This is a genomic window from Rahnella laticis, assembly GCF_015644585.1.
GTDB lineage: Bacteria > Pseudomonadota > Gammaproteobacteria > Enterobacterales > Enterobacteriaceae > Rahnella > Rahnella laticis.
Genome location: NZ_JADOBI010000006.1, coordinates 352,438 through 372,007 on the forward strand (window position 1 = coordinate 352,438; position 19,570 = coordinate 372,007).

The following is a 19,570-nucleotide window of genomic DNA, read 5'->3' on the forward strand; positions in this document are numbered from 1 at the left end:
GCCCGGCTCCGAATCAACAAGCGGGTCTCGATATCAAGACCCGCTTAGTAACGCTCTACTGATTAACCGCGAAGAATCGTCAGAACTTCTTCAACGCTGGTGGTGTTCGCCAGACGTTCGATAACGCCGTCTTCGTCAAGCGCAGTCGTCAGCTTGGTGATCACGTTGATGTGTTCGTTATTGCGTGCGGCGATACCCACGACCAGACGCGCTGAATCATCTTCGTCTTCACCCCAGCGGATGCCCGCAGGATACTGACAGAACACGATACCGGTTTTCAGTACGCGATCTTTCGCTTCGATTGTACCGTGTGGCACCGCGATTGACTCGCCCAGATACGTGGACGTCAGTTTTTCACGCGCCAGCATCGCATCGACATATTCTGCCTGAACGTAACCGCCTTTAACCAGTTGTTCACCCGCAAAACGAATGGCGTCTTCTTTCGTTGCCGCGTGCAGGCCCAGGAAGATGTTGCTTTCGCTGATACGGAACAGGTTTTCGTTTTCACTGTCGGACACGATGCTGTCGCCCAATGTGGTGGTCACTTTCTCTTTGTACTGGCTACTTTTGTTCACTTCAACCAGACGTGCAGTCAGGTCGGTATACAGGCCGCTGTCGAGGAAGTTAGTCAGCGAGATGTGCTGTGCATGTGGCACCTGGCGCATCGCACGTTCAGTCAGGTCACGGTGAGTAATGACCAGGTCAACGTCGTCCGGCAGGTTGTTGATTGCACTGTTGGTCACGCTGATGTTGGTCAGTCCTGCATCCTGCACTTTTTTGCGCAGAACACCGGCACCCATTGCGCTCGAACCCATACCGGCATCACAGGCAACGATGATTTTGCGTACGGTAGACAGGTCGCCAGCAACGCCAGTCGCGCCTGGTTTACCGCCTTTAGATTCGGCTTTCATGTCCTGAACGCGACGGGTTGCGTCTTCCAGATCATCCCCTTCTTTCGCTTTCGTGGTTTTCAGCAAGAAGGAAGAAATCACGAAGGACACCGCAAACGCAGCCACGATAGCGGCGATGTTAGCGAAGTAAGCACCTTTTGGCGTCATCGCCAGCACGGCCAGGATTGAACCCGGAGAAGCCGGAGAAACCAGACCGCCGTTCAGCATGGTCAGGGTGAACACGCCAGTCATACCGCCCAGAATTACCGCCAGCAACAGACGTGGGTTCATCAGAACGTATGGGAAATAAATTTCGTGGATACCACCCAGGAAGTGGATGATTGCCGCGCCGCCAGCAGATTGCTTAGCGCTGCCACGACCGAAGAACATGTACGCCATCAGGACGCCCATACCCGGACCCGGGTTCGCTTCGATCAGGAAGAAGATTGATTTACCGGTTTCAGTCGCCTGCTGGATACCCAGCGGAGAGAAGATACCGTGGTTGATGGCGTTGTTAAGGAACAGGATTTTCGCCGGTTCAACAAAGATAGAGGCCAGCGGCAACAGGTTATGAATAACCATGATGTGCACGCCTGCAGCCAGCACTTTAGACAGCGCTTCTACCAGCGGACCGATAGCCAGGAAGGCGAGGATCGCCAGCAGCATACCGATAATCCCGGCGGAGAAGTTGTTAACCAACATCTCGAAGCCGCTTTTGATTTTACCGTCAACCCAGCGGTCGAAACGCTTGATTGCCCAGCCGCCCAGCGGACCTGCAATCATTGCGCCGAGGAACATTGGCATATCCGCACCGACGATAACACCCATAACGGTGATTGCGCCGACCACACCACCGCGATCGCCACCGACCAGACGACCACCGGTGAAACCGATGAGCAATGGCAGGAGATAAGTGATCATCGGGCCAACCAGCTTCGCTAATGTTTCATTAGGGATCCAGCCGGTAGGAATGAACAGAGCAGTAATGATACCCCAGGCGATAAACGCGCCGATGTTGGGCATTACCATGTTACTCAGGAAGCGACCAAAGTTTTGAACCTTGATCTTAACGTCTGGTGAAAACATAAAACGCACCCCTATTGATACGCGCTGACAATAGAGCGCGTGATATCAGTTAATTATCGGTGACGGTTATTTCGGTTTTTCTGCCACTGCTTTAAAAATCCGTCCGTCGAATTGCTGTCTGCGAGGCGGACTCTACCACGTGATTATAGGCCTCGCGTAGCCACCCCACAGCCCGTGACAGAGATCACACGTATACGACCACTACCCCCTGCATTTTGGTGATCACGATCACAAAACACCCCTGTAATCCGGCTACACCGACGATAATTTGAGCTTGATACGCATAAAAACGTGATGAAAGTCACTTTTTATTAACGAGTCTTTATCATAAAAACGTGATATTCATCACAAAGTATTTTTCGATGACCTTGCTTATTTCGCTTAAAAACCGTTCAAACGTGTCAGGTGAATGCGGAATTGAGTTTACGGGGGAGAGTTTGAAATAAAATTACAGAATGGGGGCTGAATAAAAAAAGCGAGCTGTCTGACAGCCCGCCGCTATTTAATAAGTTTTTCGCAGAGAAAAAATTACTTCCCGCCTTGTGCCTTAACAATGGCAGCCTGCAACTCTTCGGCTGAAACCGCGCCCGGAAGCACGGTGGTGTTCGCCGCCGTTGCGCCGCTGGTTGGCATCACCACAAAGCCTGGCGTACCGCTGAAGCCCAGCGTACGGGCCAGTTCGTCATTGGATGCGATGGCTTCATGCGTGGCTTTACGCTGCGCGTCAGTTGGCTGGGTGGCTTTGGCCGCTTTAACCGCACCGGCGATATCGGCATCGGTCAGTTTGCCTTCGTCATGGCCGGTGCGATAAATGCTGTTGTGGTAGTCGAAGTACGCCTGCGCGCCCTTCTCTTTCCAGATAGCCATACCGGTTTCAGCTGCAGTAATGGACGCTTTCCAGCGGTCGCCGAAGATTGGCCATTCTTTGAAAACGAAACGGACGTTCGGATTGGCTTTTACCGTTTGCTCAACCACCGGAGCCATGTGGCTGCAATACAGGCACTGGTAATCGAAGAATTCTACAAAGGCCACTTTGGCATCTTTCGGGCCATAACTCGGCGTGGCAGGGTCTTCAATCAGAGCTTTTGAATTTGCCAGAACGGCGCTCAGGGTTTCCTGTTGCTGCTGATCGGCCTGCTGCGCCTGAAGTTTCTGGCTGACCTGCACCAGAAGCTCGGGGTGCTGAAGCATGTAATCTGCTGCAATTTTACCAATGGCTTCCTGCTGCGCCGGGGTGAAATCTGCCGTTGCGCTGTCGGCGGCGTTGGCCAGCGCAGGTGCCAGCACCAGAGAAGCCAACAGAGTCATCGTCTGACGTTTCATCAAAAATCCTTAAAGTGAAATACGGGGGAAATCGGACAGTTGCCTTCAAAAGTAGAGGAATTCAGTGCAGTTTGCAGGTTAAAAATTGTCATTTTTTATAAATATGACGCCATTAATGACCGGATTTTTCCAACAAAAAAGCCACGTACAAAAAGGACGTGGCTTTTACGAATATTCCAGCACTGCTTAGTTGCTGAAATCGCCCTGCGCGACTTTCTGCGCCTGGAGCAATGTCTGCTGTTTGCCGACCAGATTCGACATCATTGTGTTGTACTGCGTCGCCTGTTGCTGCGTCGGGAACTGCACGCCGCCGTTAGCGAATGCCACCTGAGGGCCCTGCTGTTGCAGGAAATCACCCACGGAGACGATGTCCTGCGTGAAGCTTTGCAGCGCTGGCACCAGCGGGGTCAGCACGTTTGCAGGCTGAGTCACCACGGTGCTATAGACCTGACCGTAAACGGCTTTCAGGTCATCAGGCTGTTTGAGGCCCGCCATCGCGGTATCCGCTTTGGTTTTCGAATCGCGCAGCTGCGCATTCATCATACTCAGCGTGCTGGCAGCCTGTTGCAGCGCGCTACGCTGGGTCATGTAATCCTGCGGCGTGCGCACCTGACCAATCGCGTTAACCACCGGCACAAAGCTGCCTTCAACGGCACCTTTCATCTGACGGGAGAATGACAGAATGATGCCGTAGTCATTCGCGTAATTACCAAAACGTTGCTTCTGATCTTCACTCAGCGATGGAAGGTTTTGCCCGCTGCGCATCACGGTATTTTGCAAATAATCGATAAAGGCTTTGCGTTGTTCCGGTTCTTTATCGCCGCATGCAGTGAGCTGAAACACTACCAGCAGTGCGATAAACGGCGCCAGCCAGCGAGAAAATGCACCGCTTCTGATCCCTACAGCCATGAGTCCTGACTCCTGATTTCAATGTTCTTTGCCGGCGAATTCCGTGCCGATGCTGTGCGTCCATGCGGGATATAGGATAGAACATCTGGGGGGGATGTGATACTTAAGGCTGCGCCTTAAAATCCCTTTTTTTGCGCATAACCGCGCGACTTGCGTGCTTTGCGCTGCACAGACGCTTTTTAAAATTGGATCGACAACATTTCGGTTTCTCAATAATTGCGATCACTTAACTCGCTGCGCCGAAACCGCCCAGAGGAGGAAAGTGCTTTTCCTCCTCTGGACTCCTCCACGCTTTTTTACTGCGCGCTACCGCTCGCTGGCTATGTTTCAGAAGCCACCGCTATTGCCGCGAAAACTTGCCGCTGCGCGGTTCCCTTACTCGGTTTCGAGCCATGGGTCTCGAAACACTTCGCTCGGCAAGCCTTCTGAAAGCGGCTGGAGACTTTTTAAATTCAGAGACAAACCAGCCAATAATTATTTTAGAAAAAAGTCTGTAATGTTGTGCTTTAGAAAACAGCCAGTAAGGTTGTGCTTTAGAAAGCCAGTGGCCGCTTTCAAAACGACGTCGAGTGAGTGGTGAGAAACAGCGAGAGTCTTTTTTCGAGCAGGTTCGAATCCGAGGCGAGAGAACCGCGTAGCGGCGGAGTTTGCGGCAATAAGAGGAGTGGCTGAAACATAGCCAGCGAGCGGTAGCGCGCAGTGAAAGAGCCGGGGGTCTTGGGGGCGGCGGCGATATGCCGCCCCCAAGTCGGTGTGGGCCGACGCCCACGACCTTGACCTTACTGAAGCAGAGAAATATCTGCCACTTGTAAGAACAACTCCCTCAGCTTGGAGAGAAGCGTCAACCGGTTGATTCGAATCGCTTCGTTCTCATCCATCACCATCACGGTGTCAAAGAACGTATCCACGGTTTCACGCAGGGCTGCCAGTTCGACCAGCGCTTCTTTGTACTGACCGGCAGCAAACAGCGGCTCCAGTTTGTCACGCAGAACCACCAGATGCGTAGCCAGTTTCAGCTCGGCAGGTTCTTTCAGCACGGAGGCGTGAACGTGATCCAGCAGAACGTCGGTGGATTTCGCCAGGATGTTGGAAACGCGTTTGTTAGCCGCAGCCAGCGTTGCCGCTTCATCCAGCGTACGGAAGTAGCTCACTGCTTTCACACGGCCGTCGAAATCAGCCGGTTTGGTCGGACGACGCGCCAGCACGGCCTGAATGGTATCGACCGCGTGACCCTCTTCCTGATACCACGCGCGGAAACGACCGAGCATGAAATCAACCACCTCATCGACAACCTTGGCGTTAGTCAGCTTGTCGCCGTACAGGCGCACCGCTTCTTCGGTCAGGGTTTGCAGATCCAGAGACAGGTTTTTCTCAACGATGATACGCAGCACGCCCAGTGCTGCACGGCGCAGTGCGAACGGGTCTTTATCGCCTTTCGGATGTTGACCGATGCCGAAGATACCGGCCAGCGTGTCCATTTTGTCAGCGATAGCCAGCGCACAAGCCACCAGCGATGCCGGTAATTCGTCGCCCGCAAAGCGTGGCTGGTACTGTTCGTTCAGCGCAACCGCGACTTCTTCCAGCTCGCCGTCGTGACGCGCATAGTGCATGCCCATCACGCCCTGCGTGTCGGTGAATTCGAAGACCATGTTGGTCATCAGATCACATTTGGACAGCAGACCCGCGCGTTTTGCGTTTTCAACGTTGGCACCGATTTTCTCGGCAATCCAGCCAGACAGCGCCTGAATGCGGTCGGTTTTGTCACGCAGCGTACCCAGCTGTTTCTGGAACAACACGGTTTCCAGACGCGGCAGGTTATCTTCGAGACGTTTTTTGCGGTCAGTGTTGAAGAAGAATTCCGCATCGGCCAGACGCGGGCGAACCACTTTCTCGTTACCGGAGATGATTTGTTGCGGATCTTTCGATTCGATGTTGGCCACGAAGATGAAGTTCGGCAGAAGTTTGCCCGCGGCGTCGTACACCGGGAAATACTTCTGGTCACCTTTCATGGTGTAAACCAGCGCTTCAGCCGGAACTGCCAGGAATTTCTCTTCGAATTTAGCGGTCAGAACCACCGGCCATTCCACCAGAGAAGCCACTTCTTCCAGCAGGCTTTCGCTCAGATCGGCAATACCGCCAATCTCTTTCGCCGCTTTCTCAGCATCCTGTTTGATGATGGCTTTACGCTGCTCGTAATCCGCAATGACTTTGCCGCGTTCCAGCAGAATTTGCGGGTACTGATCGGCGTTGTCGATAGTGAATTCCGGCTCGCCCATGAAACGGTGGCCGCGAATGGTACGCGCAGAATCGATACCGAGGATTTTCGCCGGGATCAGTTCGTCGCCTAACAGCAACGTCACGGTGTGAACCGGACGCACAAACTGCACGTCGGAATCGCCCCAGCGCATCAGTTTTGGAATCGGCAATTTGGACAAAGATGTCGCGATCATCGCCGGCAGCAGTTGTTGCGCGCTTTCGCCTTTGACGTGCGCGCGGTAAACCAGCCATTCACCTTTGTCGGTGACCAGACGGTCAGCCTGATCGACGGTGATGCCGCAACCACGAGCCCAGCCTTCAGCGGCTTTGCTTGGTTTGCCTTCTGCATCAAACGCCTGCGCCACAGCCGGGCCGCGTTTTTCAACTTCGCGATCGGCCTGTGATTCATGCAGACCGGAGACTTTCAGCGCCAGACGGCGCGGTGCAGCAAACCATTTAACGTCACCGTGTGGCAGATTCGCCGCATCAAGTTCCGCAGTCAGATTAGCGGCAAAGGATTCAGCAAGGCTGCGCAGAGCCTTCGGTGGCAGTTCTTCCGTGCCGATTTCCACCAGAAAAGTTTTTTCAGTCATGGCTGACTCACTCGTTTTCTAATTTTGGTTTGCACATCGGGAAGCCCAAAGCTTCGCGGGAAGCATAATACGCCTCAGCTACCGCTTTAGTCAGGGTCCGGATGCGCAGAATGTAGCGCTGACGTTCAGTCACAGAAATCGCTTTACGCGCGTCGAGCAGGTTGAAGCAATGTGCTGCTTTCAGGATGCGCTCGTAAGCAGGCAGTGCCAGCGGCTTTTCGAGAGCCAGCAGGGTTTGCGCTTCTTTCTCGTGCTGTTCAAAACAGGTGAACAGGAAATCGACATCGGCGTATTCGAAGTTATAGGTGGATTGCTCCACTTCGTTCTGATGGAACACGTCGCCGTAGGTCGTTTTGCCCAGCGGACCGTTGCTCCAGACCAGATCGTAAACACTGTCCACGCCCTGGATATACATCGCCAGACGCTCAAGACCGTAGGTAATTTCACCGGTCACAGGTTTACATTCCAGGCCGCCGACCTGCTGGAAGTAAGTGAACTGCGTCACTTCCATACCGTTCAGCCACACTTCCCAGCCGAGACCCCAGGCGCCGAGCGTCGGGTTTTCCCAGTTGTCTTCTACGAAGCGAATATCGTGGATAAGCGGGTCAAGACCCAGCTCTTTCAGGGAACCGAGGTACAGTTCCTGAATGTTTTCCGGTGACGGTTTGATCATCACCTGGAACTGATAATAGTGTTGCAGGCGGTTCGGGTTCTCACCGTAGCGACCATCGGTCGGGCGGCGGGAAGGCTGAACATAGGCTGCCGCAAAAGGCTCAGGGCCGAGTGCGCGCAGGCTGGTCATCGGGTGCGAGGTGCCCGCGCCGACTTCCATATCCAGCGGTTGAACAATGGTGCAGCCCTGCTGCGCCCAATAATCTTGCAGTGTCAGGATCAGGCCCTGAAATGTCTTGGTATCAAACTTTTGCATGTTGGATTCGCACGCGAGAAAGTGGGTTTATAAAGAGTCGGACAGTATACCCGCTGAACGGAAGATAATCACACAACAGATCCCTGTGAATTACCTTAAAAACGCCAGTATTCAGCGCTTCTCTGCCAGTTTATAGGCTTCATTGCCCTCACGTTTACCAATCGCGACAACAATTACCACGATTTCCTGATCCTCAACCTGATAGACCAGACGGTAGCCGAGGCTCTTCAATTTAATTTTATACCGGTTAGTTTTTGGGCCGCATAAACGGGCAGAAACGACGTGAGGATTTTCGAGCCGCTCAGCGAGTTTCTTTTTAAACTGGTCTTTAATGGGAGGTGCCAGCGCCTTCCATTCTTTCAGGGCTGACTTCAGAAAATCGATTTTATAAGTCATCCAGTGTCAGCCTTATCCTTTCTTCGCCCTGCCGCGCATCCATTATGCGGTTCAGTTCCACGTCTTCTGCAAGACTCAGGAAATAGGCGTAGACCTCTGGTGGAACACAATAAAAGGCCGGTTCATTGCGGTTAAGGATCGCCACGGCTTCACCTTCTCCGGCGGAGAACGTCCCCATCGGATCACGTTTTAGCTCGGTAATACTGGCGGCTGAGGAAGTGAGTATTTCAAACGGCATAGCTTTTCTCCTGTCACACAATGCCGTTATTATAGCCTTAAAAGCATCTTTAAAAGCACCCTTTAAGATGCTTTTAAAATCTTGCGCTGATCCCCGCGTTGTAGGACGTTTGTTCGCCGGAATCCAGGCCAGTAGTCTGGGAGACGGCGGCGAAGGCGGAAATGCTGTGGGTGATCTGGACGTTGGCGCCCACGGTCATGTCGACCCAGTCGTCGTCCTGCTCGCCGGTGGTGCGGCTAAAATGCGTGCGGGTGGATTTGATGGCGCCGGTCGCGGTATAGGTTTTGTCGCCGAACTGGCGGTCATACGTGACCTGTGCATACGGATTCACAATGCCCAGCTCTGCATTCAGACGCCAGCCCAGCGCGCCGATTTGTGAGTGCGAGGTCTGGTCGCCAAAGCGCATCGACGTGCTGTTATTGCCCTTCTCGCTGTAACCCTCAATGCTGCTGTAATCCCAGCTGTACTGCGCCACCGGGCCGGTTTTCAGCACCGGTAAAATCGGGAAGTCCCAGCCGGCGGTGACGCGGCCGCCAATCTGCTTACCGTCTGTTTCGCCGCGCTCAGTGCGGGTGGTTGGCCCGAGTTTGATGCTGCGGTTGATGTCGTCATAATTCAGCGAGCCGTAGTGGACATCGCCGTTAATCCAGCCGTTTTCGGCAATTTTCACGCCGGTAAACGCCGTCGCCATCCAGCCGCGTGTGCGGTAGCTGTAGTGGTCAGTCGGATCCTGTTTATCGTCGGAACCGGAAATCATCAGCCCCATCATCCAGCGATCGGTCATCTGATAATCCATCCCGACATTGAGCGAATTCGAGGTCAGGGAGCCATCACCCAGCGACGGGTTAATTTTGCTGTCCGCACTTTGCCCGGCGTAACCGCCGAACATGCCGAAGGTTCCGGCGTCGTTATCCTGCGTGCGTAATTGCTGATAACGGCTGTCGAGAATCCCCTGCGTATTTCGCGCCAGCGCCAGAGAGCCCTTATTCAGCGCCGTCGCTTCCAGCGGGCCGTTGAGCACGGACTGCATGTATTCGGCGATCAGCGCGTGCGCCTGCGGTGTCGGGTGAAAATGGTCAGCAAACAGGAAAGCTTTGCTGCTGTCGAAACCCGGCAGATTTGACGTACATTCGGAAGCTGAAGTCCCGACCGGGCAAGCCGTGCCCGCCGTATTCGCGAAGCCGTACAGCGCCGGATCGGCGATCACTTCATTAAACAAACCGTTAATATCTACACGCGCAATATTGCCGCCGGTTTTCGCCAGCGCAATGTCCTCGGTCGTGTTGTAAGTGTCGGTCAGCCCGCCTGCGACGTCTTTCAGTGCGTCATAAGCGGCGGCCAGCCCTTTCGCGATCACATCCTGAACCAGCGGAATACCTGAACCTTCGGCCGCCGCGGCCGCAAGCGCATTATGAATCGCTTCAGTACGCGCCGCCGCATCCGGCGTGTTCTGCGCATTCAGATATTGATAGGCCGCTTCCAGCGCCTGCTGCTGAACCGGCAGCAATCCGACCTGAATAATCCCTTCCATCAGAACCGGCGTCAGACCAATATTTGGCACCGTCGGCACAATCACCGTTCCGGCACCCGCTTTCAGCAAATCGTTCACCTGGGACGCGGCCTGCGTCGCGCTGTTGGTGGCGATATCCAGCGCGTTCAGCGGATTGAGCGCCGCCGCCGCGAGATCGTTACCGCCAATCCAGTGAATATACAGCCCGTCGGGATCGGCTTTGCCGCCGGTCGAGGCCAGATAACTTTTCACCTGATCCTGCGTGGTGTAATCAGAATCCAGCCCCGGCACCGCGACGCCGCCGCCTTCGGCATAGTTCAGCCCGCCTTGCGAAGAGGGTTTTAAGGTCGTGCCAATATTGTTCGCCAGAATCTCGTCATACAGCTGATGCGTGTTGCTGTCGAAGGTCCAGCGGCCGATATTGCCGGTATCACTCAGACTGTCGCCAAAAACATAAAGCTGATCGTAAGCCTGCGCTGAAGCCTGCGTTCCGAGGCAAAGCGCCACGGCGAATGCGCCCTGCGTCAGCCGTGTTGCGTACTTTTTTGTGCCTGCCATAAACCTGTTTTCCTGAAGTTTCAGCGGCGCATGCCCCTGATTAAATGTAAGGAATCCGTAATGAATGGCTTTAAATATTGTTCAGATCCGACCAGCGTCAAGTTCACGGTGCGCAAATTGCGACGTTGCAGAGTTATCCGAGAAACCACACACTGGAGCCCACGCTTTCAAGGAGAAAACGAGATGACGCGCTGTAGCTGGGTTTCCAAAGAACCGATTTACCTCGATTACCACGATAAAGAATGGGGCGTGCCGGTCAAAGATGGCCGCGAGTTGTTTGAGATGTTGTGCCTCGAAGGCCAGCAGGCCGGGCTTTCGTGGATAACTGTGCTGAGAAAGCGCGAAAATTACCGCCAGAACTTCCACGCGTTTGATCCGGTGAAAATTGCCAAAATGACCGACGACGACGTCGAACGCCTGGTGCTTGATGCCGGTATCATCCGCCATCGGGGAAAAATCAAAGCCATTATTGGCAACGCACAGGCTTATCTGACGATGCAGGCCAGCGGCGAGGACTTCTCAGATTTCATCTGGAGCTTCGTGGGCAATCAACCGGTCATCAATAACCCGCTCGGCCCGGAAGGCGTTCCGGCCAAAACAACGGTGTCCGATGCAATGTCCAAGGCGCTGAAAAAGAAAGGCTTTAAGTTTATCGGTTCAACGATTTGTTATGCCTTTATGCAGGCGGCCGGGCTGGTGAACGATCATCAGTCTTATTGCTTCTGCCATCCGGCGAATCAGCCGTCATGATCCGCCTTGCGCAGCCCGCCGATCACGAAGCCATTCTGTTGCTCTGGCTGCGCAGTTCTCTGATATCACACTCTTTTATTGCCGAATCCTACTGGATTGAAAGCCTGCAAATGGTGAGGGAAGATTTCCTGCCTAAAGCCCGGACCTGGGTTGAGTGTGACGAAAAAGGTCATATCAGCGGCTTTATCAGCGTGCTGAATCAGCAGTTTATCGGCGCGCTGTTTGTGGAAGAAAGCCGCTACGGCGACGGCACCGCGCAACGTCTGATGGCGGCGGCCAAAGAGGAATATCCGGTTCTGCTGCTCGAGGTGTATCTGCAAAACCACCGTGCGATGGCGTTCTATCGTAAGGAAAACTTTGAGATCACCGCCGAAACCCGCCATCCCGGCACCGACATGCCCACCTGGATCCTCCGCTGGTTCCATCCCCTTTCCGAATAAGTTCCCAAAATCCGCAAAAATACAAAAACAGATAACCGGAATTCTCCTACTGCTTAACGCCCCGAAATTGCGCATAAAGAGCGCCAGAACGCCGCAGGGCTGAAATCTGCCTGTTGCATTTGTTTATGTTTTGACACCTTTTTCTGTGCAACTTGCCGTAAAAAGAGCAGTCATAATGCCGCAGTAAAGTTCTGAAAAAATAAACATCCAGAAAGGAAATAAGATGAACAAAAGACTTCTAGTGGTTGCAGGCGTGCTGTGTGTGACGATGGGCCTTTCCGCCTGTACCACCAATCCTTACACCGGGGAATCAGAAGCAGGCAAATCCGGCATTGGCGCGGGCATCGGTGCCGCACTCGGCGCGGGCGTCGGCATGCTTTCTTCATCCAAACACGATCGCGGTAAAGGCGCGCTGATCGGGGCGGCGGCAGGTGCTGCACTGGGTGGCGGTGCGGGTTATTACATGGATGTGCAGGAATCTAAACTGCGCGACAAAATGAAAGGCACCGGCGTCAGCGTGACCCGTCAGGGCGACAATATCGTACTGAATATGCCGAACAATGTGACCTTCGACACCAACAGCAGCACGCTGAAACCGGCAGGCGCGAACACGCTGACCGGCGTGGCGATGGTACTGAAAGAGTATCCGAAAACCGCCGTTAACGTCGTCGGTTACACCGACAGCACCGGTACACGCGCACTCAACATGAAGCTGTCGCAGCAACGTGCTGATGGCGTCGGCAGCGCGCTTATCACGCAAGGCGTTGAAGGCAGCCGCGTGCGGACGACCGGCGCAGGCCCGGATAATCCGATTGCCAGCAACAGCACTGAGGCCGGTAAAGCGCAGAACCGCCGCGTGGAAATCACCCTCAGCCCGATGCAGTAATCGCGGTCAGATCCAAAATAAGAACGGAGCCTCAGGGCTCCGTTTTTTCGTTTGTGCTATCCTCCGCCAAAGAATCCTCCCTTATTTGTGCAACGGAAATCAGTATGTCGCTGAAAGCTATCGCGAAAGATCTCGGTCTCTCTGTCACCACCGTCAGCCGTGCGCTGAACGGTTACGATGACGTTTCAGCGGATACCAAAGCGCGGGTTCAGGCGGCAGCAGATTTACGCGGCTACCGGCCAAACACTCTCGCCCGCCGTTTGAAAATGGGCAAGATCGACGCCGTCGGACTGATTTTCCCCTTCACTTCCCATCCCTTAAGCAATTCTGCGTTTATCGAAATGGTTGGCTGTATCACCCGTGAACTGGCGAAATATGAAATCGATTTGCTGCTGGTACCGGACGAACTCGGCACGTTTTCGTGGCGGCGGCTGATCGAAAGTAAACGTGTGGATGCCATGCTGGTGGCGCATACGCTGGATAACGACCCGCGCCTGCTGGATTTGCAGCAGCGTAATTTCCCGTTTCTGGCGCTGGGGCGCAGCCAGTGTCTGACGCAGGATTACGCCTGGTTTGATTTCGATAACCGCGCCGGAATGCAGATGGCGGTCGATCATCTGGCGGCACTTGGCCACAGCCGTATCGCGTTTCTCGGCGAGAACAATCAGCAGTCGTTTATCGGGCAGCGCCATCAGGGCTATCTCGATGGCTTGCGGGCGAACCATCTGCCGCTCAATCCGGATTACGCGCATAAAGTCAGCCCCAGCCGTCGTGCCGGCTATCAGGCCACGCAGGCGCTGCTGGCGTTACCTCAGCCGCCAACCGCACTGGTCTGCGACTGCAATATGCACGGCGAAGGCGCGGCGCTGGCGTTGCACGAAGCTGGTTTGCTGCTCAGCGGCGGCGTTTCGCTGATTATTTTTGACGGATTACCTTCCGACAGCGTGCCCGACGTCGCCGTCACGGCTGTTCGTCAGGGCACGCGCGAAGCGGTCGGGCTGCAAATTGCCGACATGACGCGGGCGCTGATCCGCAACGAACCCCTGAAGAATTTGCAGGTTCTCTGGCAGCCAGAATTGCAGGCGGGCGTCACCGCACATCCACCACGCTGATACTTCCTCTTTAGATTATTTTTCCACCCTATATCACAAATTTGGAATGTCACATTTCACATCCGAAACGTTTCGGATCAATAGTTACTCCACAAAATCGCGTTTTATCGCCGCATTTTACCCTTGTGGAGTTGTGACAATATGGAAAACCAGACCGTCCATTTAACCAGTGAACACACCAGCCTGATCGTGCGCTGCACGCCGTTTGCCGAAATCCTTTACTGGGGAAAACGCCTCAGCCAGTTTTCAGCGCAAGACCTGATTTCCCTGAGCCGCGCAGTACCCAATGGCCGTATTGATGTCGATGCACCGGTCAATCTCAGCGCCGATTCTGGCCGCGGTTCGTTCGGAAATCCGGGCGTGGAAGGCCACCGCGACGGCCTGGACTGGTCGCCGGTCTTCAATACCACGGACGTCCGGCATCACGGTAATCAACTGACCATCACCACCGAAGACCCGATAGCCGGGCTGCAATTTCGCAGTGAACTGCATCTGGACGCCAGCGGTGTTTTGCAGGCACGAAATGCGCTGACCAACCTGAAACCCGGCACTTATCAGCTGACGCGTCTGGCCGTTACGCTGCCGCTGCCGGAGCGCGCTGCCGAAGTGATGGCGTTTCATGGCCGCTGGATCAAAGAGTTTCAGCCGCACCGCACGTTGCTGGATCACGGCGGCGTAATTCAGGAAAACCGTCGCGGCAAAACCTCCTCTGAACATTTTCCGGCGATGATGATCGGTCATCCGGGTTTTGGCGAAGAACAGGGTGAAGTCTGGGGAATGCATCTGGGCTGGAGCGGCAATCATCGCCTGCGGGCAGATATCAAAACCGATGGCCGCCGCGTGGTGCAGGCTGAAGTCCTGTATTTCCCCGGCGAACAGCGTCTCGAAGAAGGAGAAACGCTGGAAACGCCGTGGCTCTACGCCAGTTATTCCGCCAGCGGCCTGAACCGCATGAGCCAGCAGTTTCACCGGTTTGTGCGTGAGCAGATCCTGCGCTTCCCGGTGGAAAAACCGCGTCCGGTGCACCTCAATACCTGGGAAGGCATCTATTTCGATCACGATCCCGGCTACATCATGCAGATGGCGACCGAATCCGCGGCGTTAGGCGTTGAACGCTTCATTATCGACGACGGCTGGTTCCGCGGGCGCGATCATGACCGCGCCGCGCTGGGCGACTGGTATCTCGACGAGAAGAAATACCCGAACGGGCTAAAACCGGTGATTGACCATGTCAAAAAACTCGGCATGGAATTTGGTATCTGGGTTGAACCGGAAATGATTAACCCGGATTCGGATTTGTACCGCGCGCATCCCGACTGGCTGCTGGCGCTGCCGGGTTATCAGCAACCAAGTGGCCGCCATCAGTTCGTGCTCGATCTGAATAATCCGCAGGTCTTTGATTATCTGGTGGAACGCATGAGCTGGCTGCTCGGCGAGCACGACGTGGATTATGTGAAATGGGACATGAACCGCGAAATTGTTCAGCCGGGGCATGAAGGCCGCGCGGCGCTGACCAGCCAGACGCAGCAGTTTTATCGTCTGCTCGACGTACTCGGCGGCCGCTTCCCGCACATTGAGTTTGAATCTTGCGCTTCCGGCGGCGGGCGCATTGATTTTGAGGTGCTCAAACGTAGCCACCGTTTCTGGACATCGGACAACAATGACGCGCTGGAACGGCAGAAAATTCAGCGCGGCATGAGCTATTTCTTCCCGCCGGAAGTGATGGGATCGCACATCGGTAACAAGCTGTGCCACGCCACCTCGCGCCAGCACAGCATTGCGTTTCGCGGCCTGACGGCGCTGTTCGGGCACATGGGCATTGAGCTGGATCCGGTGAAAGAAGGCGAAGCCGAACGCGCCGGATTCGCGAAATATACCCGCCTGCATCAGCAACTTCGGCCATTGCTGCACAGCGGCGATGTGTACCGCGTCGACAGTCACGATGATTCCATGCTGATTAACGGCGTGGTCAGCGACAGCGGCGATCGCGCGGTGTTTCTGGTCAGCCAGCTTGCGATGCCGACCTGGTCATTACCGGGAACGCTGCGGGTGCCGGGGCTGAACCCGGACGCCCGTTATCGCGTCACCGTGCTGGATGAACCGGAATTGCTGGCAGGCGGCGGAAGCGGCCACACCATGCGCGTTCAACCGGCATGGCTGCACGAATCGCCGGTGCTGAGCGGTGAATGGCTGGCGAATGCCGGGCTGACATTGCCGGTGATGGATCCGGAAAGCGCCCTGCTTCTGGGCTTCGAAGAAATCAGATAACAAAAATAACGCCGGTACTCAGGTGCCGGTTTTCATGGTTTCGGCAAGGAAATCACTATGAATCCTACACAAACTTCCGATCGCTGTTTCTATAAAAAAAATACCAACTTCTGGATATTTGGCGCCTATTTCTTCCTCTATTTCTTCATTATGGCGACCTGTTATCCGTTTTTACCGATCTGGCTTTCGGACATTATCGGCCTGAGCAAAACGGAAACCGGCATCGTGTTCTCCAGCATGTCGCTGTTTGCGATTCTGTTTCAGCCCATTTTCGGCGTTATTTCTGACAAGCTCGGCCTCAAAAAACATCTGCTGTGGATTATCGCCGTGCTGCTTTTCCTGTTCGCGCCGTTCTTTATTTACGTCTTCGCCCCGCTGCTGAAAATCAATATCGTGCTCGGCGCGATCCTCGGCGGCGCGTATATCGGCTTCGTTTTTGCCGGCGGTTCTGGCGCAACCGAGGCGTATATCGAAAGGGTCAGCCGCAACAGCGCCTTTGAATACGGTAAGGCGCGGATGTTCGGCTGTTTTGGCTGGGGGATTTGCGCCTCGACCGCAGGCGTGCTGTTTAACATCAACCCGAATATCGTGTTCTGGATGGGTTCCGGCGCGGCGCTGATCCTGATGGTTCTGCTGCTGATTTCCCGTCCGCAGGAAAACAAGAATGCCGTGGTGATGGATAAACTGGGCGCCAATCAGCCGCAATTTTCGCTGAAAACGGCGGCGTTGCTGCTGAAAGAACGCAAACTGTGGATGCTGATTTTGTACGTGATCGGCGTCGCCTGCGTCTACGACGTGTTTGATCAGCAATTCGCCACGTTCTTCAAAACCTTCTTTGCCTCACCGCAACAAGGCACGGAAATGTTCGGCTACGTCACCACCGCGGGCGAGCTGTGTAACGCACTGATCATGTTCTGTTCGCCGTGGATTATTAACCGCATCGGCGCAAAAAATACGCTGCTGCTGGCGGGCACCATTATGTCGATCCGCATTGTCGGCTCGTCATTTGCGACCACCGCCATCGAAGTCATTTTGCTGAAAATGCTGCATGCGCTGGAAGTGCCGTTCCTGCTGGTCGGCGTATTCAAATACATCACGCAGATTTTTGATGTCCGGTTCTCGGCGACCATTTATCTGATCGGGTTTAACTTTGCCAAACAGCTGGCGGCGATTTTCCTTTCGGCGTTTGCCGGCAGTTTGTATGACCGCATCGGGTTCAGCGATACCTATCTGATCCTCGGCGGCATCGCCTTTGGCGTCACCCTCATTTCCGCGTTTACGCTGAGTAACCGGCCGGAGAAACAGGCGGTTCCGGCGGCCAGACCGGCGGAAGGGTTGCGCTGAGTAACGGATGCAGCCTTTCGGCACTCTGTGCTAGTCTCCGTGGGACAAGCATGACGGGAGAAAGGTTGTGAGCAAAAAACAGGAGCCGGGCGCACCGGTACGCGCCACGATACGTGATGTCGCCAGCGCCGCGAAAACGGGTAAAACCAGCGTTTCACGTTATCTCAACGGTGAAAAAGACCTGCTGTCCGACGCGTTAAAAGAACGTATCGGACGGGCGATCGCCCTGCTCGATTATCAGCCCAGCCAGATGGCGCGCAGCCTGAAAAGCGGCCAGACGCGTCTGATTGGGCTGATTATTGCCGATATCACCAACCCGTATTCCGTTGAAGTCATGCGCGGCGTCGAAGCCGCCTGCCGCCAGCAAGGGCTGACGCTGCTGGTGTGTAACACCAATAACGAGCTCGATCAGGAAAAACATTACCTGCAATTGCTCAGCAGTTATCGCGTGGACGGCATTGTCGTGAACGCCGTCGGCATGCGTGAAGCAGCGATTTCCACACTGCAACAGGCCAATTTACCGATGGTGCTGATCGACCGCAAAGTCGCGAATTTCGCCTGTGATGTGATCGGCCTGAACAACGTCGAAGCCACGCAGATGATGACCGATCACCTTCTGCAACAGGGTTTCGACGCTCTGCTTTTTATCAGCGAACCCGCCACTATTAATACCCGTTTCGACCGTCTGCGTACTTTCCTCCAGCGCATGCAGCAGTCGCCGCAGCACATCGCCGAACAGGGCGAGATTGAGATTTCGAATACCGACGGACTGGATAATCTGCTGCGTGAATTTATTGCCCGCCATCCCGACAAACGAAAAGCCGTGATGTGCGTGAACGGTACGCTCACATTGCAGGTCGCGCGCGCCATGCGACGGCTGGGGATTGTCTGGGGACAGGACATCGGATTGTCCGGTTTCGACGAACTGGTCTGGGCCGAACTGGCAGGCGTCGGGATCACCACGCTCAAACAGCCGACCTACGAAATGGGCGTCGCCGCGCTCGGCCAGCTGGTCGCGCGGATACAGGGAAATACCGATCCCGTTAAAGACCTGGAATTCTCCGGCGAGCTGATTGCACGCGGTTCCACCGCAGCGCGCTGATTCTTTTTCCTCCGTTTTCTGCCCCGTTCTTCGTGAGCGGGATCATGTTTTTGGCCTTTTGTCCTGTTGATTGGAACCGGTTCCAATTAGGTTGTATAAAACGAAACAAAACATTAACAACATCTCCAACTGCCGTTTGTTTTACTAAAATGATGTTTTGGATTTGATCGCCTGCGCCGCCGCAGTGGCGCGTTTACCAGGATACACTCGCATGAAAAGAGAAGTCGTCATTGTCACCGCCGCTTACGGAAACAGCGTGGTGAAGGCCCTTGGCGGGCAGGCCGCGCTGCTTTCAATCATTGCAGACGCGCAGGCAAACGGTGTGGAAATTCGTCGTGAATTGTTCAGCGAGCAGGAACTGGATGCCCTGCCCGAATTGGCGGAAAACATTAAGCGCCACGGGCTGTTTTCGGTCTATTCGGTGCCCTTCCCGCTGTTCATTTCGGGCGGCAAACTGAATCCGGATGCAAAACAGTATTTTTCCGAAGCGCATGTTTTAGGTGCCCGCACCATTAAGTTTTCGCTGGGCGAATTTGAACCCGGTGCGGATCTGACGCCGTTGCGCGTACTGCTGGATTCTCAGACCGTCAAACTGGTGGTGGAAAATGACCAGTCGAGCGATTGCGGAATTTTGTCGCGCATTAATGCCTTTGCGTTTGCGGCGGAATCGCTGCATCTGCCGCTGAGCCTGACGTTTGATACAGCGAACTGGCTGTGGGTGGGTCAGGATCCGACCGCCGCCGCTGAACGCCTGGCGCGCCATGTGGGTTATGTGCATGTGAAAGCGGCGGAACAGCGCGACGGCAAATGGCACGCCGTGGCGCTCGATAACAGCGACGGCAGCTGGGAACCGCTGTTAAAACTTTTGCCTCAGGATGTGCCGCGCGGCATCGAATTCCCGCTGGAAGGGGATGACCTGACCGCCGTGACACGTTATTACACCGAACTGCTGCGTCAATAATTCTGATGCCTCATCAGGAG

The 19,570-nt window shown here is 54.8% G+C and carries 16 protein-coding genes; 8 read left to right on the forward strand and 8 right to left on the reverse strand.

Features of this window, described 5'->3' with window-relative positions:
• Positions 1-62: 62 nt before the first annotated feature.
• The 8 genes from IV433_RS15785 to IV433_RS15820 form a co-directional block, all read right to left on the reverse strand.
• Complete coding sequence (locus IV433_RS15785; RefSeq protein ID WP_195814937.1) at positions 63-1,976, reverse strand: PTS mannitol transporter subunit IICBA; 1,914 nt, start codon at positions 1,974-1,976, stop codon at positions 63-65.
• Positions 1,977-2,504: 528 nt separating this feature from the next.
• Positions 2,505-3,299 carry a DsbA family protein gene (locus IV433_RS15790; protein ID WP_195814938.1) on the reverse strand — a complete coding sequence of 265 codons (795 nt, stop codon included), beginning with the start codon at positions 3,297-3,299 and terminating at the stop codon, positions 2,505-2,507.
• 186 nt (positions 3,300-3,485) lie between these two features.
• Positions 3,486-4,208 carry a DUF3053 domain-containing protein gene (locus IV433_RS15795; RefSeq protein WP_195814939.1) on the reverse strand — a complete coding sequence of 241 codons (723 nt, stop codon included), beginning with the start codon at positions 4,206-4,208 and terminating at the stop codon, positions 3,486-3,488.
• 779 nt (positions 4,209-4,987) lie between these two features.
• Positions 4,988-7,057, reverse strand: a complete 2,070-nt coding sequence (gene glyS, locus IV433_RS15800) for a glycine--tRNA ligase subunit beta (protein ID WP_195814940.1) — start codon at positions 7,055-7,057, stop codon at positions 4,988-4,990.
• A 7-nt stretch (positions 7,058-7,064) separates the two neighbouring features.
• Positions 7,065-7,985, reverse strand: a complete 921-nt coding sequence (gene glyQ, locus IV433_RS15805) for a glycine--tRNA ligase subunit alpha (protein ID WP_195814941.1) — start codon at positions 7,983-7,985, stop codon at positions 7,065-7,067.
• Positions 7,986-8,096: 111 nt separating this feature from the next.
• Complete coding sequence (locus tag IV433_RS15810) at positions 8,097-8,381, reverse strand: type II toxin-antitoxin system RelE family toxin (protein ID WP_195814942.1); 285 nt, start codon at positions 8,379-8,381, stop codon at positions 8,097-8,099.
• Positions 8,371-8,619 carry a type II toxin-antitoxin system Phd/YefM family antitoxin gene (locus tag IV433_RS15815; RefSeq protein ID WP_152323719.1) on the reverse strand — a complete coding sequence of 83 codons (249 nt, stop codon included), beginning with the start codon at positions 8,617-8,619 and terminating at the stop codon, positions 8,371-8,373. The genes IV433_RS15810 and IV433_RS15815 overlap by 11 nt, the downstream gene beginning before the upstream one ends.
• 73 nt (positions 8,620-8,692) lie before the next feature.
• Positions 8,693-10,687 (reverse strand): autotransporter outer membrane beta-barrel domain-containing protein, encoded by a 1,995-nt coding sequence (locus tag IV433_RS15820; RefSeq protein ID WP_195814943.1) that lies wholly within the window; start codon positions 10,685-10,687, stop codon positions 8,693-8,695.
• A 183-nt stretch (positions 10,688-10,870) separates the two neighbouring features.
• Here IV433_RS15820 and IV433_RS15825 point away from each other — a divergent pair, with 183 nt between their 5' ends.
• The 8 genes from IV433_RS15825 to IV433_RS15860 all read left to right on the forward strand — a co-directional run bounded on the left by IV433_RS15825 (position 10,871) and on the right by IV433_RS15860 (position 19,550).
• Positions 10,871-11,437, forward strand: coding sequence for a DNA-3-methyladenine glycosylase I (locus IV433_RS15825; RefSeq protein WP_195814944.1), 567 nt, complete (start codon positions 10,871-10,873; stop codon positions 11,435-11,437).
• Positions 11,434-11,877 carry an N-acetyltransferase gene (locus IV433_RS15830; RefSeq protein WP_195814945.1) on the forward strand — a complete coding sequence of 148 codons (444 nt, stop codon included), beginning with the start codon at positions 11,434-11,436 and terminating at the stop codon, positions 11,875-11,877. Before IV433_RS15825 ends, IV433_RS15830 begins: the two co-directional genes overlap by 4 nt.
• 223 nt (positions 11,878-12,100) lie before the next feature.
• Positions 12,101-12,763 carry an OmpA family lipoprotein gene (locus IV433_RS15835; protein ID WP_195814946.1) on the forward strand — a complete coding sequence of 221 codons (663 nt, stop codon included), beginning with the start codon at positions 12,101-12,103 and terminating at the stop codon, positions 12,761-12,763.
• Positions 12,764-12,867: 104 nt separating this feature from the next.
• Entirely contained in the window at positions 12,868-13,875 is a 1,008-nt protein-coding gene (locus tag IV433_RS15840; RefSeq protein ID WP_195814947.1) for a LacI family DNA-binding transcriptional regulator, read from the forward strand.
• A gap of 141 nt (positions 13,876-14,016) precedes the next feature.
• Entirely contained in the window at positions 14,017-16,143 is a 2,127-nt protein-coding gene (locus tag IV433_RS15845; RefSeq protein WP_195814948.1) for an alpha-galactosidase, read from the forward strand.
• A gap of 57 nt (positions 16,144-16,200) precedes the next feature.
• Complete coding sequence (locus IV433_RS15850; protein ID WP_195814949.1) at positions 16,201-17,487, forward strand: MFS transporter; 1,287 nt, start codon at positions 16,201-16,203, stop codon at positions 17,485-17,487.
• Positions 17,488-17,554: 67 nt separating this feature from the next.
• Positions 17,555-18,589, forward strand: coding sequence for a LacI family DNA-binding transcriptional regulator (locus IV433_RS15855; RefSeq protein WP_195814950.1), 1,035 nt, complete (start codon positions 17,555-17,557; stop codon positions 18,587-18,589).
• A 211-nt stretch (positions 18,590-18,800) separates the two neighbouring features.
• Positions 18,801-19,550 carry a sugar phosphate isomerase/epimerase family protein gene (locus tag IV433_RS15860; protein ID WP_195814951.1) on the forward strand — a complete coding sequence of 250 codons (750 nt, stop codon included), beginning with the start codon at positions 18,801-18,803 and terminating at the stop codon, positions 19,548-19,550.
• Positions 19,551-19,570 lie beyond the last annotated feature (20 nt).